The sequence below is a fragment of the Arthrobacter sp. KKT183 genome, from assembly GCF_055657625.1.
On the sequence record NZ_CM145770.1, the window covers coordinates 515,002 to 540,915 of the forward strand.

Annotated in this window: 24 protein-coding genes and 1 tRNA gene; 15 read left to right on the forward strand and 10 right to left on the reverse strand. The window is 63.6% G+C overall.

What is annotated here, in order from left to right; translation table 11 throughout:
• Window positions 1-4: 4 nt before the first annotated feature.
• The 6 genes from ACZ2GY_RS02555 (at window position 5) to ACZ2GY_RS02580 (ending at window position 4,555) form a co-directional block, all read left to right on the forward strand.
• Entirely contained in the window at window positions 5-811 is an 807-nt protein-coding gene (locus ACZ2GY_RS02555) for an NlpC/P60 family protein (protein ID WP_471672893.1), read from the forward strand.
• A 23-nt stretch (window positions 812-834) separates the two neighbouring features.
• Window positions 835-1,683 carry an NlpC/P60 family protein gene (locus ACZ2GY_RS02560; RefSeq protein ID WP_471672894.1) on the forward strand — a complete coding sequence of 283 codons (849 nt, stop codon included), beginning with the start codon at window positions 835-837 and terminating at the stop codon, window positions 1,681-1,683.
• Window positions 1,684-1,868: 185 nt separating this feature from the next.
• On the forward strand, window positions 1,869-2,369 hold the full coding sequence (locus ACZ2GY_RS02565; protein ID WP_346028711.1) for an HNH endonuclease: 501 nt from the start codon (window positions 1,869-1,871) through the stop codon (window positions 2,367-2,369).
• Window positions 2,366-3,007, forward strand: coding sequence for a molybdenum cofactor guanylyltransferase (gene mobA, locus ACZ2GY_RS02570; RefSeq protein WP_277358939.1), 642 nt, complete (start codon window positions 2,366-2,368; stop codon window positions 3,005-3,007). The genes ACZ2GY_RS02565 and mobA overlap by 4 nt, the downstream gene beginning before the upstream one ends.
• Before the next feature lie 13 nt (window positions 3,008-3,020).
• Window positions 3,021-3,305, forward strand: a complete 285-nt coding sequence (locus ACZ2GY_RS02575; RefSeq protein ID WP_471672895.1) for a DUF6457 domain-containing protein — start codon at window positions 3,021-3,023, stop codon at window positions 3,303-3,305.
• Window positions 3,302-4,555 carry a molybdopterin molybdotransferase MoeA gene (locus tag ACZ2GY_RS02580; protein WP_056550034.1) on the forward strand — a complete coding sequence of 418 codons (1,254 nt, stop codon included), beginning with the start codon at window positions 3,302-3,304 and terminating at the stop codon, window positions 4,553-4,555. Before ACZ2GY_RS02575 ends, ACZ2GY_RS02580 begins: the two co-directional genes overlap by 4 nt.
• Before the next feature lie 41 nt (window positions 4,556-4,596).
• Here ACZ2GY_RS02580 and ACZ2GY_RS02585 read toward each other — a convergent pair whose 3' ends face one another.
• Window positions 4,597-6,960, reverse strand: a complete 2,364-nt coding sequence (locus ACZ2GY_RS02585; protein WP_471672896.1) for an FdhF/YdeP family oxidoreductase — start codon at window positions 6,958-6,960, stop codon at window positions 4,597-4,599.
• 153 nt (window positions 6,961-7,113) lie between these two features.
• On the opposite strand from ACZ2GY_RS02585, the gene fdhD reads away from it, so the two are divergent.
• From fdhD to ACZ2GY_RS02600, 3 genes are read left to right on the forward strand one after another with little or no spacing between them, the layout of a single operon-like run.
• Window positions 7,114-7,956, forward strand: a complete 843-nt coding sequence (fdhD, locus tag ACZ2GY_RS02590; RefSeq protein WP_056550040.1) for a formate dehydrogenase accessory sulfurtransferase FdhD — start codon at window positions 7,114-7,116, stop codon at window positions 7,954-7,956.
• A gap of 29 nt (window positions 7,957-7,985) precedes the next feature.
• Window positions 7,986-9,059 carry an LLM class flavin-dependent oxidoreductase gene (locus ACZ2GY_RS02595; RefSeq protein WP_471672897.1) on the forward strand — a complete coding sequence of 358 codons (1,074 nt, stop codon included), beginning with the start codon at window positions 7,986-7,988 and terminating at the stop codon, window positions 9,057-9,059.
• A 28-nt stretch (window positions 9,060-9,087) separates the two neighbouring features.
• Window positions 9,088-11,001 (forward strand): ABC transporter ATP-binding protein, encoded by a 1,914-nt coding sequence (locus ACZ2GY_RS02600; RefSeq protein WP_471672898.1) that lies wholly within the window; start codon window positions 9,088-9,090, stop codon window positions 10,999-11,001.
• Between the two features lie 28 nt (window positions 11,002-11,029).
• On the opposite strand, the gene yczE is transcribed toward ACZ2GY_RS02600, so the two are convergent.
• From yczE to ACZ2GY_RS02630, 6 genes are all read right to left on the reverse strand, one after another.
• Window positions 11,030-11,671 (reverse strand): membrane protein YczE, encoded by a 642-nt coding sequence (yczE, locus tag ACZ2GY_RS02605; protein WP_471672899.1) that lies wholly within the window; start codon window positions 11,669-11,671, stop codon window positions 11,030-11,032.
• 63 nt (window positions 11,672-11,734) lie between these two features.
• A complete protein-coding gene (locus ACZ2GY_RS02610; protein WP_277358946.1) occupies window positions 11,735-12,115 on the reverse strand; it encodes a hypothetical protein in 381 nt (126 codons plus the stop codon).
• A complete protein-coding gene (locus tag ACZ2GY_RS02615; protein WP_471672900.1) occupies window positions 12,112-13,590 on the reverse strand; it encodes a PGAP1-like alpha/beta domain-containing protein in 1,479 nt (492 codons plus the stop codon). The genes ACZ2GY_RS02610 and ACZ2GY_RS02615 overlap by 4 nt, the downstream gene beginning before the upstream one ends.
• Entirely contained in the window at window positions 13,587-14,336 is a 750-nt protein-coding gene (locus ACZ2GY_RS02620; protein WP_346028704.1) for a hypothetical protein, read from the reverse strand. The genes ACZ2GY_RS02615 and ACZ2GY_RS02620 overlap by 4 nt, the downstream gene beginning before the upstream one ends.
• Before the next feature lie 84 nt (window positions 14,337-14,420).
• Window positions 14,421-14,494 (reverse strand) — tRNA-Arg (locus ACZ2GY_RS02625).
• Between the two features lie 52 nt (window positions 14,495-14,546).
• Window positions 14,547-15,143 (reverse strand): hypothetical protein, encoded by a 597-nt coding sequence (locus tag ACZ2GY_RS02630; protein ID WP_277358949.1) that lies wholly within the window; start codon window positions 15,141-15,143, stop codon window positions 14,547-14,549.
• A 160-nt stretch (window positions 15,144-15,303) separates the two neighbouring features.
• Between ACZ2GY_RS02630 and ACZ2GY_RS02635 the strand changes: the two genes are divergently transcribed.
• From ACZ2GY_RS02635 to sucD, 6 genes are all read left to right on the forward strand, one after another.
• Entirely contained in the window at window positions 15,304-16,848 is a 1,545-nt protein-coding gene (locus ACZ2GY_RS02635; protein WP_277358950.1) for an alanine/glycine:cation symporter family protein, read from the forward strand.
• Between the two features lie 115 nt (window positions 16,849-16,963).
• Window positions 16,964-19,408, forward strand: a complete 2,445-nt coding sequence (gene pcrA, locus ACZ2GY_RS02640; protein ID WP_471672901.1) for a DNA helicase PcrA — start codon at window positions 16,964-16,966, stop codon at window positions 19,406-19,408.
• Between the two features lie 8 nt (window positions 19,409-19,416).
• Complete coding sequence (locus tag ACZ2GY_RS02645) at window positions 19,417-19,743, forward strand: hypothetical protein (protein ID WP_471672902.1); 327 nt, start codon at window positions 19,417-19,419, stop codon at window positions 19,741-19,743.
• A 4-nt stretch (window positions 19,744-19,747) separates the two neighbouring features.
• A complete protein-coding gene (locus ACZ2GY_RS02650) occupies window positions 19,748-20,125 on the forward strand; it encodes a hypothetical protein (protein WP_471672903.1) in 378 nt (125 codons plus the stop codon).
• A 136-nt stretch (window positions 20,126-20,261) separates the two neighbouring features.
• Window positions 20,262-21,431 (forward strand): ADP-forming succinate--CoA ligase subunit beta, encoded by a 1,170-nt coding sequence (sucC, locus tag ACZ2GY_RS02655; RefSeq protein WP_346028700.1) that lies wholly within the window; start codon window positions 20,262-20,264, stop codon window positions 21,429-21,431.
• 32 nt (window positions 21,432-21,463) lie between these two features.
• Window positions 21,464-22,366, forward strand: a complete 903-nt coding sequence (gene sucD / locus ACZ2GY_RS02660; protein WP_056550075.1) for a succinate--CoA ligase subunit alpha — start codon at window positions 21,464-21,466, stop codon at window positions 22,364-22,366.
• 80 nt (window positions 22,367-22,446) lie between these two features.
• Here the strand turns inward: sucD and ACZ2GY_RS02665 are convergent, their stop codons facing one another.
• From ACZ2GY_RS02665 to ACZ2GY_RS02675, 3 genes are all read right to left on the reverse strand, one after another.
• Complete coding sequence (locus ACZ2GY_RS02665; RefSeq protein ID WP_346028698.1) at window positions 22,447-23,241, reverse strand: IclR family transcriptional regulator; 795 nt, start codon at window positions 23,239-23,241, stop codon at window positions 22,447-22,449.
• A 96-nt stretch (window positions 23,242-23,337) separates the two neighbouring features.
• Window positions 23,338-25,053: a BCCT family transporter gene (locus tag ACZ2GY_RS02670; protein ID WP_346028697.1), complete on the reverse strand. Its 1,716-nt coding sequence runs from the start codon at window positions 25,051-25,053 to the stop codon at window positions 23,338-23,340.
• Window positions 25,050-25,838: a creatininase gene (locus ACZ2GY_RS02675; RefSeq protein ID WP_346028696.1), complete on the reverse strand. Its 789-nt coding sequence runs from the start codon at window positions 25,836-25,838 to the stop codon at window positions 25,050-25,052. The genes ACZ2GY_RS02670 and ACZ2GY_RS02675 overlap by 4 nt, the downstream gene beginning before the upstream one ends.
• Window positions 25,839-25,914: the final 76 nt, after the last annotated feature.

Sequence of the window (25,914 nt, forward strand, 5' to 3'; positions counted from 1 at the left end):
CAACGTGTCAAATAGCTCTGCGCTGGGGCGCCATCGTGCGGTTCCGGCTCATACAAATTCGCTCGCAGCCATTTCCAGGGCTGTGTCTTCGAACGCAGGTTCCGTAGGACGCCAGGCAGCAGTCATCGTCGCTGCTTCCGGACTCGTCCTCACCGCAGGCCTTCCGGCTCATGGCGCTTCTGACGCCCAGCGCTCGGCCCAGGCAGTCAAGACCCTCAGTGCCGTGGCAGCTCAGCCGGTCAGCGTCAGCGCCGCCGCTGACGCAACCGTCACCTTCGAGCGAGCAGCCGTTGAAGCTGTAGCAGCTCCGGTCGTCGAGGCTGTTGAGCCCGCCCCAGCCGTCACAGTGCAGGCTGAAGCAGTAGTTCAGAATGAAGCAGCTGTGGCCGCTCCGGCCCCGGTCGTTGAGCCCGCCGTCGAGGTTGCGGCAGCTCCCCAGGCAGAGGTTGAGGTAAAGGCTCCCGCCGCTGAGGCTCCGGCTCCCGTCGAGGCGCCCACCTCCAGCGGAATCGGCGCAGCGCTCGTAGGCTCGGCCTACTCGCAGATCGGCGTTGCCCAGGATTGCACCGCCATGGTTGAGAAGGCACTGCGCTCAATCGGCAAGTCGGTCGGGGACATCGCGCCGAGCGATTTCTTCGCTTTCGGCTCAGTCGTTTCCACTCCTGCACCCGGTGACCTCGTTGTCTCCGCAGGTCACGTTGCCATCTACGTAGGTAACGGCCAGGTCATCAGCGGTGGCCTGAACGGTATGAATACCGGGCTGCACAGCCTGTCCGATCTCGCTGGCTCTAGCTTCGTCCGCGTTAGCTAAGAACAGATACCTGGAGCACACACATGACCTCTAACACCCGTGCCATAGCGCGCCACCGCGCCGAAGTGCAGCGTTCAGCCCACCTCTCCTCCATTGCCCGCGCAGTCAGTGACAACGCCGGCGGTGTAGGTCGCCAGGCAGCCGTCATCGCGGCGGCTTCGGGCCTCGTTCTGTCCAGCGGAGTCGCGGCCAACGCTGTGGAGCTGCCCGCGGAGCGCAACACCGTCACCACCACGCTTGAGGTTCAGGGCGCCAAGGCCCCGATTCAGGCCCCGGCGGATGCCAAAATCTCCTTCAACAAGGCTGCCGTCAAGGCAGTGGCGGCGCCCACTGTGGCTGCCCCTGTTGTCGAGGCTGTACCTGTTGTGCAGCCGCAGGCCCAGATCATCGAAGCCGCTCCGGTGGCGGAGACAGCTACAGTCGCAGAAGCAGCACCCGCCGTCGTAGCGGAGGCCGCTGTCGCCATACAGGCAGCGGCTCCTGTTGCTGCACCGGCTGCTGTCGCCGAGAAGCCCGCGCCCGCAGCTCCCCAGGTCTCCTCGGGTGTAGCGGCCACCATTGCTGCCGCTGCGCAGGGTCAGCTCGGAGTAATCCAGGACTGCACCCGCCTCGCCAGCAACGCCCTTGCCGCTGCCGGCATCAACTTCCATGGATGGCCGGCCGGCTATCTCTCCCTCGGCCGCACGGTCAGCGCCGCGGAAGCTATTCCCGGCGATCTCATCTACTACGCTGACGGTGGCATGGGCGCAGCCCACATCGCTGTATACATCGGTGGAGGGCAGGCCGTTCACGGTGGTTTCAATGGCAACCAGACCGTTGTGGCACCTGCAGAACTCGGCTCCGGCGGTGTTTACATCCGCGTTGGCGGCTGATCTCCCTTACCCTCCCTCGACAAAGCCCTCTGCCTATCAGGCGGAGGGCTTTGTCGTGCGTGGCGATTGACGGATCCTCCCGGCAACGGCTTACTCTTGCACTGTCAATCCGAAGTACCTTCGCCGTAGCTTCAGGGACCTCAGGGATTCAATCCTGCGGCTATGGATGGCAAAGAGGAATGTGCATGCGCACTCTCGTTCTGAATGCTGGATACGAACCACTGGCGGTCGTGACCTTCCGCCGGGCGCTCGTGCTTGTTCTTACGGGCAAGGCCAGCGTCGTCGCAGAAGGGGAGGACCCGGTAGTGGGCCCCAACGAAGTGCTGTCGCGGCCATCAGTCATCCTCCTCAACAGGTATGTGAAGATCCCCTACCGTAGCGGCACCGTCGCGACCCGCCGTGGAGTGCTCCGGCGTGACAACCACCTGTGCGCCTACTGCGGCAAGCCTGCCTCGACCATTGATCACGTTGTTCCGCGATCGCGTGGGGGCGAGGACAGTTGGGAGAATCTGGTGGCCTGCTGCCTACGCTGCAACAACGCCAAGGGTGACAAGACACTGGCCTCGCTGGGTTGGTCCCTGCGAATTGTGCCTACGCCGCCCCGGGGGACGTTCTGGCAGATCCGGGAACTGGAAAAACCGCTGCCGCAGTGGAGCGAATTCCTGCCCGCTGACAACGCCGCGTGAGCAATACACGCGACGGCCGGGGCGCCGGTAGCATTGCCGCCGGTGTCGGTGGCGCCAGCGAGTTGATGTACGACGCCGTTGTGCTCACCGGAGGCAGGTCCTCAAGGCTCGGAGGGGTCCCCAAGTCAACCCTGATCGTCGATGGATTCTCCCTTCTGGAACGAACCTGCAGCGCTCTGAATGAAGCCCGGCGGCTTGTCGTTGTTGGCGGACCGGCGCCCGATCTGCCGCCCCGGGCGGAACTGGTACGGGAAGACCCGCCCTTCGGGGGGCCGGCAGCGGCGGTGAGCGCCGCCGTCGTACATCTGATGACCGATCCCGCGCCCTGGGTGCTTGTGCTTGCGTGCGACATGCCGCGGATCAGCGACGCACTGCCTGCACTCATGCGAGGCGCCGCTGAAACGGGCGCCTCGGTTCTGGCTCACGACGGCGGCAGGGACCAACCGCTTGCCGCACTGTACCGCTGGGCTGACCTGGCCACAGTGGAAAAGCAGGAAGTAAGGAATCTGTCTATGCGCGCGCTCCTTGCTAGGGTGACATGGAGTCCAGTCGAAGTTCCCGCGGGCTCAACCACTGACATTGATACGTGGTCCGATGCCCGGCAGTTCGGGGTGGAGGAGCCAGGCGCGGGCAGATAGCGGAAGGTTCACCATGGAGGATCGGGAACGCCTGCTCAGGCAGTGGAGCGAGAAGCTTCTGGAAACGTTTGAACTTGAGGGCATCGAGGTCGATGTCGATGCCGTTTTGGCGCTGGCCGGTCAGGCGGCGCACTCGGTTGTTCGACCCGCAGCGCCGCTCACCACGTTCATCGCCGGTTATGCAGCCGGAATGGCCGTCGGGACCGGGCAGGCAGACAGCGGAACGGCCATGCGGTCAGCGCTGCAGGCCGCCCATGCGGCGTGCCCGCCCGTCGCCGGGTCGGAAGACCGCCGATGAGCAGTGCAGGGCACGAGTTGAGCTGGCAGGAGGCCCGGCGGCTGGCGTATGAATCGGCATCTCCGAAGCCTGTACAGACCGTGAACCTCGCGGACGCTCTCGGCCAGACCCTTGCTGAACCTGTCGTGGCGCTGCAGCCCATCCCGCACTACGCGTCCTCGGCGATGGACGGCTGGGCGCTCAGCGGCGAGCCGCCGTGGACGCTGATCACACCCGTTCAGGAGGATGAGAGCCCCTGGCACCGGGCACACGAGCACAAGAAGTCCGGTTACGCCACGCTGGAACCCGGTCAGGCCACGTTCATCCTTACAGGCGGCGTGGTGCCCCGAGGGGCTACCGGAATTCTTCGTTCTGAGCACGGAGCCATCCGGGATGGCATGCTCACCCGCAATGACCGTGCCCGCCCCGACGAGCCGCTCGAGAACGAACATATCCGCCCGGCAGGTGAGGAAGCGGCAGAGGGAGCGCAGGCCATAGCTGCCGGTGCGGTGCTCAATCCCGCGCAGATCGCGCTGGCCGCAGTCTGCGGGTATGACACGCTTCCCGTTCTCCGTGCGCCACGGGTGTCCCTGCTGTTGACCGGTGATGAAGTGATCGAGGCAGGGTTGCCCGAGGCGGGCCAGGTTCGCGATACGTTCGGCCCGCAGTTGCCCGGCCTGCTCACCATGCTGGGCGGCCACGTGGATACGGTGGCCCGCGCGCGTGATGATCTGGACGACGTCGTTGCTGCCATCAGCGCCGAGGCCACAGATGAAGTCTCTCTCGCGAGGGCTTCCGGAGACGTCCTGATCAGCACCGGCGGCACCGGTTCCTCGGATGCGGACCACATCCGCCGCGCGCTGGCTGTGCTCGAGGCTGAGCTTCTCATCGACGGCATCGCCATGCGCCCCGGACACCCTACGCTCCTGGCACGGCTGCCGGACGGCCGATTCTTTGTGGGCCTGCCCGGCAACCCGCTCGCCGCGATGATGGCGCTGTTCACGGTGGGAGCACCGCTGTTGGCCGGTCTGCGGGGAGCCGCCTTCCCGGAGTCCCGCTCAGTTCTGGCAGGTGAGGCCTTCAAGCCGCTGGAAGGGCGCACTCGGCTGGTGCCGTACCGCCTGGAGAACGGACGCGCCATGCCCACAGTCCACCACCGTTCGGGCATGCTGCGCGGTCTGGCGGATGCCGACGGCGTCCTCGTTGTACCTGAACATGGTTGTGAGCCGGACGAAAAGGTACCGGCACTCACCCTGCCGTGGTTCAGCTAGCAGCTCCCTCGTTCAGCTGAAACGCGGCAGGGCGGTGCAGGTCAGACGGTAGCCGGCATGTTCTCCCGCGCGTTCTCCTCGCCGGTGCCGCCCGCCGGCCCGTCAGCTGCCGGCTCCAGCCGGATGATGACGCCCTTTGAGACCGGGGTGTTGCTGCCCTTCACGGTGTCGTCCAGCGGAACCAGGACGTTTGCCTCCGGGTAGTACGCCGCAGCACAGCCGCGTGCGGTGGGGTACGCAACCGCCCGGAACTTGCGCAGCGCGCGGTCCTTGCCGTCCAGGTACTCGCCGTGCACGTCCACAAGATCGCCGTCCTTGAAGCCGAGTTCCGCGAGATCCTCGGGATTCACAAAGACCACATGGCGGCCCTTCTTGATTCCGCGGTAGCGGTCGTTGTAGCCGTAGATGGTGGTGTTGAACTGGTCATGCGAGCGCATGGTCTGGAGGATCAAGCGGCCGGGCGGGCACTCCATCGGGTCCAGTTCGTTGACGGTGATCATCGCCTTGCCGCTGGGGGTATTGAACTTTCGCGAATCACGCGGCCCGTTGGCCAGCAGGAAGCCGTCCTTCTCGCGGATCCGCCGGTTGTAGTTCTCACACCCTGGAACCACGTGTGCAATGTGGTCCCGGATGCGGTCGTAGTCGTCCTCGAATCCCTGCCAGTCAGCGTCAATGCGGTCACCGATGGTGGCCTGTGCCAACCGGCTCACGATGGCAACCTCGGACAGCAGCCCCGGTGCCACCGGGTCTACCCTGCCTTCAGAGGAGTGCACGGCGCTGACAGTGTCCTCGACGGAGACGAACTGCGGGCCGGTTGCCTGGATGTCGATCTCGGTGCGGCCGAGCGTGGGAAGGATGAGCGCTTCTGCGTCCTCACTGATAACCGTGTGGGAGCGATTCAGCTTGGTGGAGATCTGCGCGTTCATCTCAAGGTTCTGCATGGCCGCTTCGGTGGCTGCGGTGTCCGACATCGCAGCGACGAAGTTGCCGCCGAGCGCGAGGAAGAACTTGATGTCGCCGTCGCGCATTCCCCTGACCGCCGCGACGGAGTCCACGCCGTGCTCGCGGGGTGGTTCAAACCGGAATTCCTTACCGAGCGCGTCCAGGAACGAGTCCGGCATCTGCTCCCAGATGCCCATGGTGCGGTCGCCCTGCACATTGGAGTGTCCGCGGATGGGAGAGGCGCCCGCGCCAGGCCGGCCCATGTTGCCGCGCAGCAGCAGCAGGTTGATCATTTCCTTGATGGTGCCGACGCCGTTCTTCTGCTGCGTGACGCCCATGGCCCAGGTAATGATGGTCCTCTTGGACCTGATGTAGCGGTCGGCCAGTTCGTCGATCTCTTCAGAACGCAGCCCCGTCGCCTCCAGCACGGTCTCCTCATCAAGACCCGACAGGTGTTCCCGTAGTTCGTCCAGCCCCTCACAGTATTCAGCGATGAATTCATGATCCAGCACCGTGCCGGGGTTCCTGTCCTCGGCCTCGAGCACCCGCTTGGACACCGCCTGAAGCAGCGCCATGTCGCCGCCGCTTCGGATCTGCAGGAACTGGTCGGCAAGATCGGTGCCGCGACCCACTACGCCCTTGGGCTTCTGGGGATTCTTGAACCGGCGCAGGCCGGCCTCGGGCAGCGGGTTGACTGCCACTATCTGGCCGCCGTTTTCCTTCTGCTTCTCCATGGCGCTCAACATCCGCGGATGGTTGGTCCCGGGATTCTGGCCGATGACGATCATCAGGTCGCAGTTCAGGTAGTCGTTGTATGCGACGGTCGCTTTGCCGATCCCGATGGTCTGGCCCATGGCAACGCCGGATGACTCGTGGCACATGTTCGAGCAGTCCGGCATGTTGTTGGTGCCCAGTGCACGGATGAACAGCTGGTAGATGAATGCTGCCTCGTTGGACGCGCGCCCGCTCGTGTAGAACGCCGCTTCATCGGGGGAGGCGAGGCTCTTCAGCTTGTCCGAGATGATCGTGATCGCCCTGTCCCAGCTGACGGGCCGGTAGTGATCCTCACCGGCCGCCTTGTAGACGGGTTCCGTCAGCCGGCCCTGCATGCCGAGCCAGTACTCTGACCGTCCGCGCAGTTCGGTGATGGAATGCTCTGCCCAGAACTCGGAGGACACAGTGACCGGTGTGGCCTCCCAAGTGACCGCCTTGGCGCCGTTCTCGCAGTATTCGAAGGTGCTGCGGTGATCCGACGGGTCCGGCCAGGCGCAGCTCATGCAGTCGAAGCCCTGCTTCTGGTTCATCCGGAGCAGGGTGCGGGCGCTTCGTTCGACACCCATATGCTTCAAAGCAGGCTGCATGGAGTGGTACACGCCGGGCAATCCGGCCGCCCATTCCTTGGGTGTACCGACATCGAGATCATTCTCGTCTGCTTCTTCGACGGGAGGGTTTGAGCGAGTCATCGCGCATCCTTTCTAGGCCGCTTCTCAGCGCTGAGTGGTCCTACCTGACCCATTGTCGCTCAGGAACATCGAATGTGGGATACACGCGGCGCCGGTCGCTGAAGGTTGAAGCGTCCATTAGGCTCAATCCAGGCCCAACCGAAAGGTGAATTGATGACGCGGGTGATGGACAGGCGGCGGATTACGCGCTACCGGCTGGACGGCACGGTCAGCCGGCGGGAGGACCGCCTGGCCGGTGAGGAACCCCTGGAGATCAGGCTGGGCGGACGCGCCTTCAGCGTCACCATGCGCACCCCGGGCGATGATTTCGATCTGGTCGCAGGTTTTCTCGTCTCCGAAGGCGTAGTTGCCGAGCCCGGTGAAATCCTCGCGCTTCGCTATTGCGCCGGGGTGGACGAGGAGGGCCGGCAGACCTTCAACGTGGTCGAGGCCCAGCTCCGCCCGGACGTAGCGCTGCCGGATACATCGATGGAACGCCATGTCTATACCTCCAGTTCCTGCGGCATCTGTGGAACAGCCTCCATTGACGCGGTCCGGAAGTCGGGCCGCTTCGACGTGCACGACGACGACGGCACCGTGGATCTGCCGGTCCTTGCCTCCCTGCCGGACCGGCTGCGGACCAGCCAGAAGCTTTTCGACCGTACGGGCGGCGTCCACGCGGCGGGACTGTTCTCCCGGGACGGCGAGCTCCTGTGCCTCCGTGAGGACGTGGGCAGGCACAACGCCGTGGACAAGGTGGTGGGCTGGGCACTGCGCTCGGATCTGCTGCCGCTGCGGGGAACAATTCTGCAGGTCTCTGGACGCGCCTCGTTCGAGCTGGTCCAGAAGGCGCACCTTGCCGGTATACCGATCCTCGCGGCCGTGAGCGCCCCGTCGTCGTTGGCTGCGGACCTGGCGGAGGAATCCGGGATCACGCTTGTCGGTTTCAGCCGGGGGCAGACACTGAACTGCTACACACACCCGCAGCGTATTGTCGCAGGCTCAAACCCGGAATAGGGGCACCGGGCCCGGAGTTGCACACCAGTATGGAACTTGGCATCTTCAGCTTCGGCGACATCCACCCGAACCCGGTAACCGGCGAACGGGTATCACCCGAACAACGGATGGCCGATCTGCTGGAGCGGGCACGGCTTGCCGATGAGGTGGGCCTGCACTACTTCGGTATCGGAGAACATCACCGGCCGGATTACGCGGTGTCCTCCGTAGTGCCGGTTCTGGCCGCCGCCGCCGCACAGACCCGGCAGATCCACGTGGGATCAGCGGTCACCGTACTCAGCACCGAGGATCCGGTGCGCGTCTTCCAGCAGTTCGCCACCCTCGACCTGCTCTCCGGCGGACGGGCGGAACTGACCGCCGGCCGCGGCTCCTTCATCGAGTCCTACCCGCTGTTCGGTGCTGCCCTCGAAGACTACGACGCACTCTATGAGGAAAAGATCGACCTTCTGCTGCGCCTCAACGCCGAGGAACGGTTGACCTGGTCCGGCCGTTTTCGGCCGCCGCTTCAGGATGCGCTGATCCTGCCGAGACCGGTCCGGGAGCAGTTGGACATTTGGATCGCAACCGGTGGGACGCCGTCGTCGTCGGTGCGTGCTGCACGGCTGGGCACATCGGTCATTTACGCGCTGCTGGGTGGTGCCGTCGACAATTTCGCGCAGCACGCCGCGCTCTACCGGGAACAGTTCAACGCGAGGGGGACAGCCGTGCCGCGGGTCGGCGTCAGCGGCGTCGGGTTGATCCTCCGTGACGGAGCCAAGGAGGCCTTCCGTCCGCACTGGCTCGACAGCATGACCCGTATTTCCGCGGAACGCGGCTTTCCCAAACCCAGCGGAGTCACTTACAACATGCAGGCGGCGCGTACGGGGGCGCTCTATGTCGGTACCCCTGAAGAAGTGGCGGAGAAGATTGTTCTCACGCACGCCGCCATGGGCCATGACCGGCACATCCTCCAGCTCGACTTCTCATCTGTGCCCCAGGCACAGGTTCTTGAGTCCATCGAACTGTTGGGTACACAGGTGCTGCCCCTCGTCAATGACGCCCTCGGCGTCCACCAACTCGAGGACGCCGTTTCCCGGACCGAAAGTGTCCGCAACGGGTCCTAAGCTTGAAGTTCACTAGCTGGAGGCACCCATGAGCATGGAAGGCGCGGCCTGGAGTTCCCTGTACCGGATCTCCTCCGCCAAGAACGGCAGCAACAAATTTTCCAGGGAAACGCTGAAGCGGATCCTGTCCTTTGCCGTGCCGTACCGGGTCAAGCTGGTGCTCTTCATCGCGCTGTCAGTGGTATCCGCGTTCCTGGCGGTTGCCACGCCGGTCCTTGCCGGGCAGGTTGTTAACGCGATCATCGCCGAAGCCGCAGTAGAGACCATCGTGTGGCTCGCCGTCGTGATTGCGATTGTGGCCGTAGCTGACACCGGCGTGGGACTGCTGACACGCTGGTACTCGTCACGGATCGGCGAGGGAGTGATCCTCGATCTACGGACAGCAGTCTTTGACCACGTTCAGAAAATGCCCATCGCGTTCTTCACGCGTACCCGCACTGGTGCGTTGGTGAGCAGGCTCAACAATGACGTGATCGGCGCCCAACAGGCGTTCAGCGGCACGCTGTCCGGCGTGGTGAGTAATCTCGTGGCGCTGATTCTTACCCTGATCGTCATGCTGAGCACGTCCGTCCTGGTCACCGTGCTCGCAATCATCATGCTGCCCATCTTCCTGCTGCCGGCCCGCCGCATGGGCAGCAGGCTGGCTTCCCTCCGGCGCGAGGCCGCTGACTACAACTCGACCATGAGCACGCAGATGACTGAGCGGTTCTCCGCCCCCGGCGCCACGCTGGTCAAGCTCTTCGGGCGCCCTGATGAGGAGTCCGAAGAGTTTCGTGTCCGCGCTGCACGGGTCCGGGACATCGGTGTCCGGACGGCGATGCTGCAATTCGTGTTCTTCTCCGCGCTGATGCTTGTTTCTGCCCTCGCCCTTGCCCTGGTGTACGGATTGGGCGGCAGCCTGGCGCTCGGCGGCGCGTTGGATACCGGTGAAGTCGTGACGCTGGCGCTGCTGCTCACCCGCCTTTACGCGCCGCTGACATCCCTCGCCAACGCGCGGGTGGAGATCATGAGCGCTCTGGTGAGCTTCGAGCGGGTCTTCGAGGTGCTCGACCTCGACCCACTCATCAAGGAGAAGCCGGACGCGCAGATGATTCCGGCTGGTCCGGTTGCAGTCGAGTTCGACGACGTCCGCTTCGCCTACCCGTCAGCGGACAAAGTCTCCCTCGCTTCGCTGGAGGAGGTCTCAACGCTGGACACCCGTGGCGGTGAGGAGGTGCTGCACGGTGTCAGCTTCCGCATTGAGCCCGGGCAGACCGTTGCACTGGTGGGTACCTCCGGTGCGGGTAAATCCACTATCGCCCAGTTGCTGGCCAGGCTGTATGACGTCGATTCCGGCTCTGTCCGGATTGGCGGGAAGGACGTCCGGGAAACCACGTTCGAGTCGCTGCGGCATACCCTTGGCATGGTGACCCAGGACGGCCACCTGTTCCACGAGACAATCGCCTCCAACCTGAGGTTGGCCCGCCCTGAAGCACGGGATGAGGAGCTCTGGGATGCGGTTCGCCGGGCACGGCTGGAGACCCTGATCCAGTCGCTTCCGGATCAACTGGACACCATGGTGGGTGAACGCGGTTACCGGCTTTCCGGTGGGGAGAGGCAACGCATGACCATTGCGCGGCTGCTGCTCGCCCAGCCGCGCGTTGTCATCCTGGATGAAGCCACAGCAGCCCTGGACTCGACGTCGGAAGCCGCCGTTCAGGCCGCACTCACTGAGGCGCTCGCCGGCCGTACGGCTCTGGTGATCGCCCATCGTTTGTCCACCATCCGGAGCGCGGACCAGATTCTGGTCATCGAGGACGGCCGCATCGCCGAGCGCGGCACGCATGAGGGACTGCTCGCCGCCGGCGGGCGGTATGACGAGCTGCACCGCACACAGTTCGCTGTGCAGAAGTCGGTCGCGCCGGACGAGCCGGCGGAAGCGCTGACCGGCTCCGGAGCCTGAGGCAATGTTTCCCTAAGACGCGGAATTCTTAGGGAGCGGCGCCGGATGGTGCAGCCTGACCGTCCAGCCGTGGCTCCCCGGGCTTCTCCGGAATGTGGAACCGAGGCAGTGTGAGGTTGACCAGCGGGCCCACAAAGAGGGCAAAGGCCACGGTGCCCACGCCGACCGTTCCGCCCAGAGCCCAGCCGATCGCGAGGACCGACACCTCGATGCCCGTCCGTACTGCCCAGATGGGCCAGCCCCAGCGCTTGTGCATACCGGTCATCAGCCCGTCACGTGGCCCAGGCCCCATGCGCGACCCAAGGTAGAGGCCAGTGGCAACCGCGAGCAGAACCAGGCCGCCGGTAAACAGGAGAATCTGCACCCACAGGACCGTCTGCTGCGGGATGACGGCGAGGCCCACTTCAGCGCTCGGTCCTACGAGGAGGACGTTGAGTACTGTCCCCACTCCGGGCCTTTGGCGGATAGGGATCCAGAGCAGCAGTACGGCTAGACCAATCAGGTTCGTGGTCAGCCCGAAGGGTATGCCGCTCTGGACCGAAACGCCCTGACCCAGCACGTCCCAGGGGGACACTCCAATGCCGGCGCGGATCATCATGCCGATCGAGAACCCGTAAAGAAAGAGGCCAACGAGCAGCTGCACGATCCGACGCAGAAGGAGAAGGGACATGGTTCCAGTATCGGTTACGGTTACGGCTCAGATGAGCCGCTCAGCTGGGTGTACCCGGGATTGCTAGTCGATGCCGTAGTGCTCGCGGATATCGCTGAGCGAACGCATCACCGAGCCGAGGTCGCTCGGGGTGAGGTATTCGGAGCGATCCTGGGAGTAGACCATGTAGTTGAGCGTTGTTTCTTCATGCCGATCGGCACTCTCGACGAAGGCGCGCACCGTGTCATCGAGTATCCGATGCAGCTCGGCGGTATCACTTGTCGCTGTATCAATCTCGATGGAGGTGGAGTCGCCGGCACCGATCCTTGCCCACTCCACGCTGACGCGCTCAACGCCATCGATTGCGGAGATCGCCTCTCTATACGTGTCCGCCGGTGACGATGCACCACAGGCTGGGAGGAGCAGCAAAGCCAGCACAGCAAATAACGAGCTTATGCGTCTCATTGTTGTCGCCTTCCGACTGGAATCACGAAGGACTCTACCGCTGAGGTGTCGCCGGTGAGGAATCGCTGAGTAGAGGGTGACTGAGCGTACTGGAATGCGCGATTGGCGGGATCGTCTTCAGCCTCGCTGATGGAGTGTGCGTAGTTGTTGTAGTCGTGGTTGGCGGCCACGTCGCTCCAGCCGCTGCCGGGCGGGTCCGGAAGGGTGACCTGTTCACCGGATTGCTCCGGCACCGCACCATTGACGCTCGTACCTCCAAGATCGAGGCGCGGGACGACGTCGTTCTGATGCTGGAATGAAATGACATCAACGTTCGACGGCATGGCCGTCCCGTCAACCGGTGAGCCGAACGTCATCACGTTGGTGACGTTGTACCGCTCCAGGAACACAGGGTCCGAGGCTAGCGAGGCCGCGATCATTCCGCCCTGCGAATGTCCTGACAGCATCACCGGCGCGCCGGGTTCGATCCCCGCCCGTTCCATGGCCAACGCAACGGTCGCGGCCGCAGTCGACATTTGGCCCGAAGCGCTCACCAGATTGCCGGTCAAGTCAGCCGAGATCGCAGAAGTAACAGGATTCCATGACTGGGTTCCTGGAATGCTCAGGATGTAGGCGGGACCCTCGGCGTTTTCTACCCGCGTGATTCGGACAGCACCGTCAGCGGTGGATGGATTGCTCGCGTCACCGTATGCCTGGGCCGTGAGGAACGCCAGCGCAGCAAGATCTGTTGGCACCACGCTGTCCAGATGTTGTGAGGGCCCACGGTTCATGCCATCCCGGGACACGCTGACCGGAATCGGCTCTCCGGCCCAGGGCGTTCCATCGTCGAGCAGCAGTGGAGCCCACTGGCCGAACGTCCCGGCAGTGACAGTGAAATCGACGAGGCTGCTCCCCGCCAACGCGACCGACGCTGACAATTCCACGATCGATGGCGGACTTCCGGCCAGCATCTCATCGAACAGGCCGCCTGCATGGATGCCGCCATCGACAAGGTCGCGAAACGATTCCGCGATGTTGCCGTATCCCAGTTCCGCCCGGTTCCCGAACCACTCGGCTCCGTCTGCGGTGGTGTCGACAACCCAATCCGCGCCGCCTGTGACCCACGCCAGTCCGTCGGTGATCCAGTTGCCGTTGTCGTCCCCGCTCGTTTCCCGGGTGCTGGAGGCGAGCGGCTGAGCGGCGGAAGGGGCAGGTGGACCTACCGCGCCGGTGGCACTCGTTCCTTCCTGGGCATCCGCATGACCCACAACCTCGAGGGCGGCCTGCCTCAACTGCTCAGCGATACCCAACAGTGTGGGGCGGTGCCTGCCGGCCCAGTCGGCGCGAAAGTAGTCCGCATCTCCGCCCTGCCAGCCGATGACCGAGAGCTTCCCGGAGACCTGCAGTCCGACCAGCTCGAAATGCGCCGCAGCATTCTCGAGGGAACGGGCAAGCTGACGAACCTGGCCCGGGTCCATCCCGAGGAGCTGGCTCATGCGCTCGCCGCTGCTCCCGCGACGAACTCATAGGCGCCGGCGAGGGCGAAGGTGATTTCGCGGGCCACATGACCGGCTCGCTGCGGAGTCAGGAGCAGAGCGCCGTCTGTGGTGCGCACCGAATAGAGCGTGCTCTCGCTGACTGACCATCGGCCCGCCCAGACCTGCCGGCTCTGCCCGGCCCGCGTGGTCATCGCTGCGCTCAGGATCGCTTCTTCCGGAACGACGGCGGCCGCTTCCGAAGGCGTGAGCGGCATGTGGACGACGGTGTCACCGGAATCGGTCCGGGCATGCACCGCATCAGCTCGAAGTTCGGGGAGCGGCGGAAGGACGCGGCTGATTGCGCCCCAGATGTTTTCCGCGTCGAAGAGAGCTACCTCAAGGGACGGTTCGTGGCCCCGTGCACGGATGCTGCCGTCGTTGTCTGTTTCCACGGTGCTGCGGCGGTGAACGCACACACCGCGGTCTGCGGTGAGCGTGAGGTCACTGTTGGCTCCCACGCTGTTGTAGGCAGCCGACAGGCGAAGAAGGATCGCGGGCGAGAGGAATTCCTGCAGAGCCGTATGCCAGCGTGATGACAATTCGGTGCCGGTTGCCAATCCGAGGGAGTTCAGTTCCGCCCACCCGGCATCCGGCGCAGGCGCAGTCGAAGGATCGGTATGGCCTGAGTGTGCTGTCGAAGCTGAGCTCAGTGCGAGCGACCAGGCGGCCGGTGATAGACGGACGACGTGAGACGGTGGTGGCACAGTTGAAAGATTCCCCATCCCGTCAAGCTAGTGCAGGCGGGGATTCTCTGCCATGGGCAGGTGTACCCATGTGGACAACGGTTGTGCCCCTGGCCGGAATCGAACCGACGACCTTCCCTTTAGGAGAGGGACGCTCTATCCTACTGAGCTACAGAGGCGGGTGCGCCACCGCACCGGGCGGTGCGCAGGCGGTACCAGCTTACAGTCTTCCTAACTCCGTGACCGCATCCTCCGCGGCAGCAGCACCGCGGTCAAACCGGCCGCGCAGCTCAACGCGAACAGCACCCACCGGGCGATGGTGAGTACGGACGCCAGGGCGACCGAACCGGCGTCGGGCCCGGAAAGAATGGAGTCGATCGCGACGTTCTCCCAGAGGTCCACCACAACGAAGAGCAGCACCGGGCTCCACAGCAGCCAGCGAAGCCATCGCCGTGAAACGTTGAGCTGAACCAGCAGGAGCCAGGCCAGTCCAAAAAGCAGCGGGAAGAGCGTGCCGGCCGTCTTGTGCACGTAGCTCAGCTGCCCGAGAGCCGCAGAGTCCATGACGGCACGCAGCTGGTCGATATAGGCGGCATCATATCCACCGAAGAGCATGTCCGGCATGCTCAGCCCACCGGAGAGCTGGGTCATCTGGGAGAGCGTCAGAAGATGGAAGTACCAAAACAGGAAAAGAGCCGCAGCCACTGCCGGAATGAGGATCAGGTTGCCGTTATGGCGGGGTGGGGGAGGCTGCTCGCCCGGGTTCGCCGGTAGGCCAGCCGCGGCCGGCCCGTGCTTGCGTGCGATCTGTGCCCTCGTTTTGCCCATGCCACAATGCTAGACCGTTACCATGCAGCAACAGTTCCTGAAAATCCACCCTGTATTTGATCTCATTTTGATAAAGATGGGCGCCGTTAGCTGCCTGTGATTGCAATCACAGCACCTAGTGGGGTTTGTTTAACGGATGGCTATAAACCAAGCATTACCCATGTCTAGCGTTGCGGATCAGGTGGGATGGCTCGCAGCCATCGAGGACGCCATTGATGCCGTCTTCGAACCTGTCGCAACGTGGTTCGCCGCAATTGTCTTCGTCCCGATCACCATTGGCGAGGTCAGTTTTCCGGTAGTGGTCGCGTGGCTTATCGCCGCGGCCGTCATTTTCACTATCTACTTCGGCTTCATCCAGTTCCGCGGATTGAAGGTTTCCTACGAGGTGATCCGCGGACGCTACTCGTCCAAGGATGACCCGGGCGAGGTCCCACACTTCCAGGCACTGACCTCGGCATTGTCCGGGACAGTCGGGCTTGGAAACATTGCCGGTGTCGGCGCAGCAATGGCGCTGGGCGGGCCCGGTGCCACCTTCTGGATGATCCTGGCCGGCTTGCTCGGCATGTGCACCAAGTTCGCTGAGTGCACGCTCGGGGTTAAGTACCGCGAGGTCCACCCGGACGGTACCGTCTCCGGCGGGCCATTCAAGTACCTGCCGGTTGCCTTCAAGAAGTTCGGCAAATGGCCCGCCAAGATCCTCACCGGTATCTTCGCGGTTGCGATCCTGATCTTCGGTGTTGCAGGCGGCAACATGTTCCAGGCCAACCAGACCTTCGCCCAGGCGCAGGAAGTCACCGGCGGTGCTGACGGATTCCTCGGCAGCCCGGGTGCAGCCCTGATCTTCGGCATTATCCTTGCGGCGCTTGTCGGCGCTGTCATCCTCGGCGGGATCAAGTCCATCGGCGCCACCACCAGCAGGCTCGTACCGGCGATGGGCATCATCTACGTCCTTGCCTGCCTGTTCGTCATCATCGTGAACATCGGTCAGGTTCCAGCCGCATTCGGTGCCATCATCGAAGGCGCCTTCAACCCGCAGGGCCTGGCCGGCGGCATCGTCGGCGTCATGATCGTCGGCTTCCAGCGTGCTGCCTTCTCCAATGAGGCCGGTCTGGGTTCCGCTCCTATCGCCCACTCGGCAGTCAAGACCCGCCGTCCAGTGAGCGAGGGTTTCGTGGCGATGTTCGAGCCGCTCGTCGACACTGTGGTCATCTGCACCATGACGGCCCTGACCATCGTCATTGCCGGGGCACCCAGCCTGCAGGCAGGAATTGATCAGGTCCAGGCAGGTGAAGGCACTCCCGACGGCGTCATCCTCACCTCGGACGCTTTCGCCACCGTCATTGACTGGTTCCCGATTGTCCTGGCCGTGGCGGTCGCGCTCTTCGCGTTCTCCACACTGATCACGTGGTCCTACTACGGTCTGAAGGCCTGGGAGTACCTCTTCGGCCGCGGCAAGACCTCGGAGGTCCTGTACAAGGTCATCTTCCTGTTCTTCACGGTGACCGGTACGGTTCTCACCTTCGGCCAGGTGCTCAGCTTTGCTGACTCGGCGTTGTTCGTCTGTGCGTTCGTGAACCTGCTCGGCGTGTACATGCTCCTGCCGGTGATCAAGCGCGAAATGAAGGAATACCTCGCGGACCGCAAGAGCGGCAAGCTCCTCGACCTCGGCATCGAGCCTGAGGACCGCGAAGCCGCCACCAAGTAACCACACCTATCCGTCCACAATGTGCCCGCCGGGTCCCCGACCCGGCGGGCACAGCCATGCCTGGACCAGCAGCGGACAGGTTCTGTCCGTGCCAGCGCCTAGACTTAAAGGCACCATGGACTTGCTTTTTGACCCGCACCTCAGCACACCTGCCGCAGAAAGGCGCGGCGCGCCGTCGTCCTCCTCCTCTGATCCGGCGGAGCATCCGCGACGCGGCGGGCACGTCGATGAAGCGCGTGCCCGCGAACTGCTCGAGGGTATGAACCCGCAACAGGAGGAGGCGGTGAAGCACAGCGGTTCACCCCTGCTGATCGTTGCTGGAGCCGGCTCCGGAAAGACCCGCGTGCTCAGTCACCGGATCGCGTTCCTGATGGCCACGGGCAGGTCCCATGCCGGCCAGATCCTCGCCATCACGTTCACCAACAAGGCTGCTGCGGAGATGCGTGAGCGCATCGAAGGGCTGGTGGGTGAGGTTGCCAAGCGCATGTGGATCTCAACGTTCCACTCCTCATGCGTGCGGATCCTGCGCCGCGAGGCAGCGTCCATCGGCTTGAACTCGAACTTCTCCATCTATGATTCGGCGGACACCCTTCGCCTCATCACCCTGGTGGCCAAGGGACTGGACCTCGATCCCAAGCGTTTCGCACCGAAGGCGATTCAGCACAAGATCTCTGCTTTGAAGAACGAGCTGATCGACGAGGAAGAGTACGCCTCCACCGCCAACTCTTCCGATCCGTTTGAGCAGGCTGTTGCTGAGGTCTACAAGGGGTATGCCCAGCGGCTCCGCCAGGCCAACGCCATGGACTTCGATGACCTGATCGCTCAGACGGTCTACATGTTCCGGGCCTTCCCCGGGGTGGCTGATTACTATCGCAGGCGGTTCCGCCACGTGCTCGTGGATGAATACCAGGACACCAACCACGCCCAGTATGCGTTGGTCCGCGAGATTGTGGGAGTCGCGGGGGAGAACGTCGAGGAGCCTGCCGAGCTGACGGTGGTGGGCGATTCCGACCAGTCCATCTATGCCTTCCGTGGCGCGGATGTGCGGAACATCGTGGAGTTCGAGAAGGACTACCCGAATGCGCGTACCATCCTGCTGGAGCAGAACTACCGTTCCACGCAGAACATTCTCAATGCGGCCAACGCAGTCATCTCCCGCAACCCGAACCGGCCGGCGAAACGGCTCTGGACGGCCGAGGGCAGCGGCGAGAAGATCATCGGCTATGTCGGTGAAAATGAACACGAGGAAGCACGCTTCATAGCGGACGAGATCGACCGGCTCCAGGACGAGGAAAACCTGCGTCCCGGAGACGTCGCTGTGTTCTACCGGACCAACGCGCAGTCCCGCTCCATCGAGGAAATCCTGATGCGGGTAGGCCTGCCCTACAAAGTGGTTGGCGGCACCCGCTTCTACGAGCGCAAGGAGATCAAGGACGCGCTGGCCTACCTGCGTGTGCTGGCCAACCAGGACGACGTCGTCAACCTCCGCCGCATCCTCAACGAACCGAAGCGCGGCATCGGAGACCGGGCGGAATACGCCATTGCCGCGCTCGCCGAACGCGACCGCACAAGTTTCATGGAAGCCCTTCGGCGGGCGGATGAGGCTCCGGGCATGGCAACGCGCTCGGTTAACGCCGTTGCGTCATTCGTGAAGCTCATCGATGACCTGGCAGAGGTCGCCTCGGGATCGGGTGCTTCGGCGGCTCTGGAAGCGGTCCTTGAGCAGACGGGGTACCTCGCGCAATTGCGAACGAGCACGGATCCACAGGACGAGTCCCGGGTGGAGAACCTTGCCGAGCTTGTTGCGGTGGTCCGTGAATACGAGACCGGCAACCCGGAGGGGACCCTGGGCGATTTCCTTGAGCAGGTGTCGCTGGTGGCGGATGCGGACCAGATTCCCGATGCACCGGCCGGTGCCGGGGAGGACGTGGAGAAGGCGGTGGAGGAAGCCCGGCGGCAGGGCGTCGTGACCCTGATGACGTTGCACACCGCCAAGGGACTCGAATTCCCGGTGGTTTTCCTGACCGGAATGGAACAGGGAATTTTCCCGCACCAGCGTTCCGCGACAGACCCGAAGGAACTTGCGGAGGAGCGCCGGCTCGCCTACGTAGGTCTCACCCGGGCGAGGAAGCGGCTGTATATCACGCGCTCGGAAGTCCGGAGCCTGTGGGGGCAGAGTCAGTACAACCCGGCGAGCCAGTTCGTCGGCGAGGTTCCGGAGGAACTGATCCACTGGAAGCGGGAGGGCGCTGCGAAGCCGGCATGGACCGGTGGCCAGAGCATCAACGGTCCACGGTTCAGCGGCTCCTACTGGAGTGCGGGCGCAGCCTCTGGTAGCGAGTCCGGTCGCGGGCTGCCCGGAAAGGCGGCCGGCAGGGTGCAGCCCCAGAAGGAGGTTGTCGCCGTCTCTGCGGGAGACAAGGTTAATCACACGACCTTCGGCAACGGCACCGTCCTTGCGGTGGAAGGCGGCGGAGACAAAATGGTGGCCAAGGTGCGGTTCGACATCGGGGAGAAGCGACTGCTGCTCCGGTACGCTCCGCTGACCAAGGTCGGGTAGCACAGGCGGTGAAGCTGGCCGGAGGGGGAGTGCAGCGGCGCGCCCGGGCGCGTGCCGCCGTCGTCGGTTTGGTGTTCCTCGGCAGCGCGCTTCTGAGCGGGTGCGTGGAAGTGCCGGTCAGAGATCCGGCACCGGATTCCGTGCCCGAGCTGGCCCCGCAGCAGGAACTTGCCGCCATGCCGGAACTGCCGGCGTCTGAACTTCAGACCTTCGGCGGGGACACTGCAGCTTTCCTCACCGAGAACCGGAATACCTACTGCGTCATTACCACAGAGCAGGGCGGCATCATCGATTCACCCGTGGATCCCCGGCTCTCCGGGGGGGCAGCGGGATGACGCTGTGCTGGAGGTGCCCGCCGTGTACTGCGAACTGGCACGCTATCCGGAACCTGCTGAGGTCGCCGACGACTGTCACGGCACCAACCTCGGGTTCAAGGGCGGGACCGTTCTGCTCACCTCTTCGGGAGTTGCGTACGGCGGATGCCGGGTTGGCATGACCCTGATGGAGGCGGAGCTGGGTCCGGGTTCAGACGGTGGAGAGAGCCCGCTCGCACGCCTGCCGGTTCTTGAGGACGGCTTGGCCGTTGAGCTGAACGGTTTCCGCTGCGGCAGCGCGGGCCGGGGCATGGTGTGTGTCGAGTCAGAAACCGGCCACGGCTTCACCGCGTCGGCGGATGCGTTCGAAATCATTGCACCCGACGAGGGCGCTGAACGGTAACCGAAAGGGTTACTTTTCTACAACTCATAGAACTGTGTGCTTACTCACGAAACCGCTAGTCTGTAAAAGGCGCTCCGAGCCAAGGGACTAGAGTTCCCTGTGTAAACCTACTTCGACGCAGAAGGACACTAGATAAGTGGACCTGTTTGAATATCAGGCGCGCGATCTATTTGAGGCTCACGGCGTTCCCGTGCTGGCCGGCATCGTGGCGCAGACCCCCGAAGAAGCAAAAGCAGCAGCTGAGAAAATTGGCGGCGTCGTAGTCGTCAAGGCGCAGGTCAAGGTTGGCGGCCGCGGCAAGGCGGGCGGCGTCAAGGTCGCCAAGACGCCGGATGAGGCTTACGAGTACGCATCCGCGATCCTCGGCATGGATATCAAGGGCCACACAGTCCACAAGGTGATGATCGCCCAGGGCGCAGACATCGCTGAAGAGTATTACTTCTCCGTGCTGTTGGACCGGGCAAACCGGAACTACCTTGCCATGTGCTCCGTTGAGGGCGGCGTGGAAATCGAGCAGCTCGCCGTTGAGCGGCCCGAAGCGCTGGCGCGGATCGCCATTGATCCGGGCACCGGTATTGACCGCGCGAAGGCCGATGAGATCATCGATGCCGCCGGGTTTGCACCCGAGCTCCGGGAAGGCGTGGCGAACACCATCCTGAAACTGTGGGATGTCTTCACCAAGGAAGATGCCACCCTGGTTGAGGTGAACCCGCTGGTGAAGACCGGATCGGGTGAAATCCTTGCCCTGGACGGCAAGGTCACCCTCGATGAGAACGCTGACTTCCGCCAGAAGGGTCACGCTGAGCTCGAGGACAAGGACTCCACCGATCCGCTGGAGGCCAAGGCCAAGGAAAATGACCTCAACTACGTCAAGCTCGACGGCGAGGTCGGCATCATCGGTAACGGAGCCGGGCTGGTGATGTCCACGCTGGACGTTGTTGCCTACGCAGGCGAGGCCCACGGTAACGTCAAGCCCGCCAACTTCCTGGATATTGGCGGTGGAGCCTCTGCCGAGGTCATGGCTGCAGGTCTGGACGTCATCCTGAATGACGAGCAGGTTAAAAGCGTATTCGTGAACGTCTTCGGCGGCATCACCGCGTGTGACGCCGTGGCCAACGGCATCGTTAAGGCGCTGGAAATCCTTGGCGACAAGGAGAACAAGCCACTCGTGGTGCGCCTCGACGGCAACAACGTCGAAGAAGGCCGCCGTATCCTCGCCGAGGCAAACCACCCGATGGTCACTCTCGCCGACACCATGGACGAAGGCGCAGACAAGGCCGCCGAGCTGGCTCACGCCGCTCGCTGACCGGTCGCGACTCCAGGACTAAGGAACTTCACATGTCTATCTTTCTGAACAAAGACTCCAAGGTGATCGTCCAGGGCATCACCGGCGGCGAAGGCACCAAGCACACCGCGTTGATGCTGAAAGCCGGCACGCAGGTGGTCGGTGGCGTCAACGCCCGCAAGGCCGGAACCACCGTCACTCACGGCGAAACTACCCTCCCCGTTTTCGGCACCGTGAAGGAAGCGATCGCCGAGACCGGCGCTGACGTCTCCATCATTTTCGTGCCGCCGGCATTCACCAAGGACGCAGTCGTTGAAGCGATCGATGCCGGTATCGGCCTGGTCGTCATCATCACCGAGGGTGTTCCCGTGCAGGACTCCGCGGAGTTCTGGGCGCTGGCGCAGTCCCGCGTGGACGAGAACGGCAAGCAGATCACCCGGATTATCGGCCCCAACTGCCCCGGCATCATCACCCCCGGGGAAGCACTGGTTGGTATCACTCCCGCGAACATCACCGGCAAGGGCGGTGTAGGACTGGTCTCGAAATCCGGCACCCTGACCTACCAGATGATGTTCGAACTGCGCGATCTCGGTTTCTCCACCGCAATCGGCATCGGCGGAGACCCGGTCATCGGCACCACGCACATCGATGCCCTTGAGGCGTTCGAGGCGGATCCCGAGACCAAGGCGATCGTCATGATCGGCGAGATTGGCGGCGACGCCGAAGAGCGCGCAGCCGAGTTCATCAAAGCCAACGTGACCAAGCCGGTTGTGGGCTACGTTGCCGGCTTCACTGCGCCCGAGGGTAAAACCATGGGCCACGCGGGCGCGATCGTGTCCGGCTCGGCCGGTACTGCCCAGGCGAAGAAGGAGGCCCTCGAGGCCGCCGGCGTCAAGGTGGGGAAGACCCCGTCCGAGACTGCCCGCCTGTTGCGCGAGGTCTACGCGGCGCTCTAGGTTCGCACACCAGTACGACGACGGCCGTCATCTTCCCCAGGAAGGTGACGGCCGTCGTCGTTGGATCGTGATTGCTCGTTTCAGCGGGAAGAGGATGCGCGGCCGCCGAGCCTGTGGGTGATGTCCTTCGCTGCTAGGACACAGGCCGCCACGAGGGTGTCGAGTTGCTGCTCGTTCACGCGAAACCGCGGAGCTGAGATGAGCACGGCCGCAGCCACATCCCCGCGGTGGTCCCGAACCGGCACGGCGATGCCAACTTCCTCCACCGACGTTTCACCGAAGTTGACTGCATAGCCGAGGCTGCGCACGTCCCGGAGCCGGGTGAGATACGCGCCCAGTTGCTCGCTGTCGGGGGAGGGGTGCTGAATTGTCCCGCTGCCGAGAAGCTGCCGCACACGGTCCTCTTCCTCCAGGGCGAGGAAGACCTGAACGCTGGCGCTCAGTGCGGTGCTGTAGCTGGTGCCGAGGGGGGAGGTGTGTTTAACATTGTTCCTGCTGACCACTTGCTCCACAGTGATCGACTCCGTGCCGTTCCACAGCACCAGGGCAGAAGTTTCGCCGGTTTGCCGGCTCAGATCATCGAGTACCGGATGCGCGACTTTCCTGGCATCCAGATCCGCGAGGAGCGGACCGGCGAGCGTGATGATCCCCAGTCCGAGGCGGAAACGGCGGGAGAGCGGGTCGCGTTCGACGATGTTCTCGTTTTCGAGCGTCGCGAGGATTCGTGAGACCGTACTCTTGTGCAGGCCCACCTGTACCGCGATCTCTGTTACTCCCTGCAGTGGTTCTTCGATGCTGAAGCAACGCAGCACGTCGATCACATTAGAGATGACTGAGGCGCCTTTGCTGTCCCTGGATTCTGGTTGCGCTGTCATAGTGTCTTTCATCATTCCCTATCACGGCCTGTTCGGCATGAAACGCCGGCGGCGCCACCCGTCTGGGTGACGCCGCCGGCAGGAACGGTTGGGGTATTAGTTCAAATGTGCACCGCGGTCTGAAGCCACCAGCTCGGGTGTCGGTGATTCCTTCTCGTTCTGGGAGATCCCGAGGGCCGGTGGAGCAAGAGGTGCCGTCATGGTCCCGCCGCTCCGGAGGCGCTTGATGAAGTTGATGACCATGATGATCAGGATGAACGCCAGTGGGAAGGCGCCGATGATCGTGCCGGTCTGGACCGTCCCGATGACTGAGACCCCGCCAAGGACCAGGAGCGCTACGGTGACCGCCGCAATTGCCCCCACCAGCAGCACGCGGAACCACTTGCTGGGGCTCTTGGCCGAGGAGACGAACCCCGAAAGCGCGTGGACTCCCGAGTCCAGCGATGTGATGTAGTACGTGGCCACCAGAATGGTTGATACAACCATCAGAATCGTGCCGACGACTGGCACGAAGTCGAGCATCGCAAAGAGCCCGCTCTCGGTGCTTTCGGCGATCTGTCCTGAAATGGCGCCGGCGCTGGCATTGTCATAAAAGTGCGCTGCGCCGCCGAGTACGCCGATCCACAGCATCACGATGACGGATGGGATGACCGTGACTCCAATGACGAACTCGCGGATGGTCCTGCCCCGCGAAATCCGGGCGATGAACGGGCCAACGAAGGCGGAGAATGCGATGACCCAGCACCAGATGAAGACGGTCCACCATCCATTCCAGCTGTCCTGCCAGCTGCCGATGCCGGCGCCCGCGACGTCGGACTCCGACCACAGACTCATTGCCAGAAAGTTCTGGAAGTATACGCCGAAGGTCTGCAGCACGGAGGACAGCAGGTAGACCGCAGGGCCGAAGAGCAGGACCGCGCCGACCAGCACGATGCTGAGAATTGAGTTCAGCTCGCTGATGCGCTTCATGCCTTTGCTGATGCCGAAGTAGACGGAGACGGCGGTAAGGGTAGCGAAAACCACCACGACGGCGATCCACACGGGCATCCCGCCGGTGATGGGGGTGAAGGAGGTGAGACCGAAGGTGAACTGGAGAGTGGCGAACCCGAACGAGGTGGCCAGGCCCAGCACGCAGGCTAGGATGGCGAGGACCTCGACCGCGACGCCGATGCTGCGCCGGGATTTCACCGGGAAGAAGTCAACGACGGCGTCCCGGAAGGTCAACTTCTTGCCGAGGTTGTAGTGCGAGTAGGCGAGGCAGATCGCGACGATGCAGTACATCGCCCATGCAGTCAGCCCCCAGTGGAAGTAGGACCACGCCATGGAACCATCCTGGGCCACACCGGCGTCGACACCGGTGAACAGCGGGCTCTCCTCCTTGAGCATGATCGGTTCGGCAACGGACCAGAAGATCAGCCCGATGCCCTGGCCGCATGCGAAGAGCATCGAGTACCAGGCGAACTTGCTGTAGTCCGGCTTGGCGCCTGCGCCGCCCAGCCGAATCCGGCCGTAACGGCCGAATGCGAGCCAGGCGCAGACCGCCAGGGCGAGAACAGAGAAGAGCACGAAGAACCAGGTGAAGTATTCGGTGACGAAGGTGCGGGCGGCACCGATGGCTCCGGCCGCCGCGTCGGGGGCGGCGATGGTTCCGACAAGGATGGCTACCACGAGAACCGCCGCCAGCCACTTGATCGCTGTATCGTCAACCGCCCTCCGCTTCTTCTGAACCGGTGTCTCCACCGCCTCCCCCATTCCCAGTGGTGCGTCCTCGTTGGGCACCGTGGTTGCAGCCGCTTGCTTGTTAGTGATCATCGTTGATCGCCTTTGAACTCATGGGAAATCGCGTCAGCCATGCTGCTCGATGCCCTTTTCAGTAGGATTTCTCCCTTGCCCGCAGAGGCGTTTGCGGCGGAGGATAGACATCCGGAGCCGGGAGTGAGCTCGGGACGGACTGGTAGCAGGTCGTAATTAGGCAGGACGGCAGGGGAAAAATCCTCGACCTTTCCCATGTCGACCCGTTCGGGGTAGAGGTGCAGCATCAGGGACGTCTCCAGCACACCGCCGTGCTCGACATCCCAACCGCCGAAACCTTCCGGGTAGAGTTCGCTGATTGTTGTGTCGTCAATGAAGTCCCAGTAGGAGAGCAGCATGACCCGGCGGTCGTCCATGCCGGCCAGCTGCAGCTCCCGGATGGCAAGGTCCACGCCTTCGTAGAGGAACTGGTAGTTCTCGAAGTGGCCGTTCACGAAAACGATCCGGCGCGCTCCATGGCGTGCCAGCTCAAGGGTGAGTGACTTGGCGATGGCGGCAACAGTGGCGCCGTCGAGGCTGGTGGTTCCGGGTAGGTGGTTGCCGCCGCCCGAGCGCTGCTGTGACTTGTAGCCGTACATGATGGGCGCAGCCACAATCGCACCAATCTGCTCGGCGACGGCCCCGGCCATCGCACGGGAGAGCAGAACATCAACGTTCAGCGGCATATGTGGTCCATGCTGCTCGATCGCGCCCGCGGGGATGAGGACGATTCCATCCTCGGCGCTGATCTTTTCGGAGTAGGTAAAAGCGTCGAGTTCTTCCATATACACGCTGGTGCGCGCCATGTGCGTTCTCCTGCTAGTTGGCAAAAGGTGGAGGGTCTGGCGGCGGCGCCGACGCCGGAAAGGGGGCGCCGCCGCC

Excerpts from the sequence above, each read along its gene's own strand:
- ACZ2GY_RS02615 (WP_471672900.1), bottom strand. The coding sequence starts at position 13,590 with ATGAGCCAGCTCCTCGGGATGGACCCGGGCCAGGTTCGTCAGCTTGCC.
- ACZ2GY_RS02595 (WP_471672897.1), top strand. The coding sequence starts at position 7,986 with ATGGAACTTGGCATCTTCAGCTTCGGCGACATCCACCCGAACCCGGTA.
- ACZ2GY_RS02675 (WP_346028696.1), bottom strand. The coding sequence starts at position 25,838 with ATGGCGCGCACCAGCGTGTATATGGAAGAACTCGACGCTTTTACCTAC.
- ACZ2GY_RS02560 (WP_471672894.1), top strand. The coding sequence starts at position 835 with ATGACCTCTAACACCCGTGCCATAGCGCGCCACCGCGCCGAAGTGCAG.
- ACZ2GY_RS02565 (WP_346028711.1), top strand. The coding sequence starts at position 1,869 with ATGCGCACTCTCGTTCTGAATGCTGGATACGAACCACTGGCGGTCGTG.
- ACZ2GY_RS02610 (WP_277358946.1), bottom strand. The coding sequence starts at position 12,115 with ATGAGACGCATAAGCTCGTTATTTGCTGTGCTGGCTTTGCTGCTCCTC.
- ACZ2GY_RS02670 (WP_346028697.1), bottom strand. The coding sequence starts at position 25,053 with ATGATCACTAACAAGCAAGCGGCTGCAACCACGGTGCCCAACGAGGAC.
- ACZ2GY_RS02630 (WP_277358949.1), bottom strand. The coding sequence starts at position 15,143 with ATGGGCAAAACGAGGGCACAGATCGCACGCAAGCACGGGCCGGCCGCG.
- sucD (WP_056550075.1), top strand. The coding sequence starts at position 21,464 with ATGTCTATCTTTCTGAACAAAGACTCCAAGGTGATCGTCCAGGGCATC.
- yczE (WP_471672899.1), bottom strand. The coding sequence starts at position 11,671 with ATGTCCCTTCTCCTTCTGCGTCGGATCGTGCAGCTGCTCGTTGGCCTC.
- fdhD (WP_056550040.1), top strand. The coding sequence starts at position 7,114 with ATGACGCGGGTGATGGACAGGCGGCGGATTACGCGCTACCGGCTGGAC.
- ACZ2GY_RS02665 (WP_346028698.1), bottom strand. The coding sequence starts at position 23,241 with ATGACAGCGCAACCAGAATCCAGGGACAGCAAAGGCGCCTCAGTCATC.
- pcrA (WP_471672901.1), top strand. The coding sequence starts at position 16,964 with ATGGACTTGCTTTTTGACCCGCACCTCAGCACACCTGCCGCAGAAAGG.
- ACZ2GY_RS02585 (WP_471672896.1), bottom strand. The coding sequence starts at position 6,960 with ATGACTCGCTCAAACCCTCCCGTCGAAGAAGCAGACGAGAATGATCTC.
- ACZ2GY_RS02580 (WP_056550034.1), top strand. The coding sequence starts at position 3,302 with ATGAGCAGTGCAGGGCACGAGTTGAGCTGGCAGGAGGCCCGGCGGCTG.
- ACZ2GY_RS02575 (WP_471672895.1), top strand. The coding sequence starts at position 3,021 with ATGGAGGATCGGGAACGCCTGCTCAGGCAGTGGAGCGAGAAGCTTCTG.
- ACZ2GY_RS02600 (WP_471672898.1), top strand. The coding sequence starts at position 9,088 with ATGAGCATGGAAGGCGCGGCCTGGAGTTCCCTGTACCGGATCTCCTCC.
- ACZ2GY_RS02635 (WP_277358950.1), top strand. The coding sequence starts at position 15,304 with ATGTCTAGCGTTGCGGATCAGGTGGGATGGCTCGCAGCCATCGAGGAC.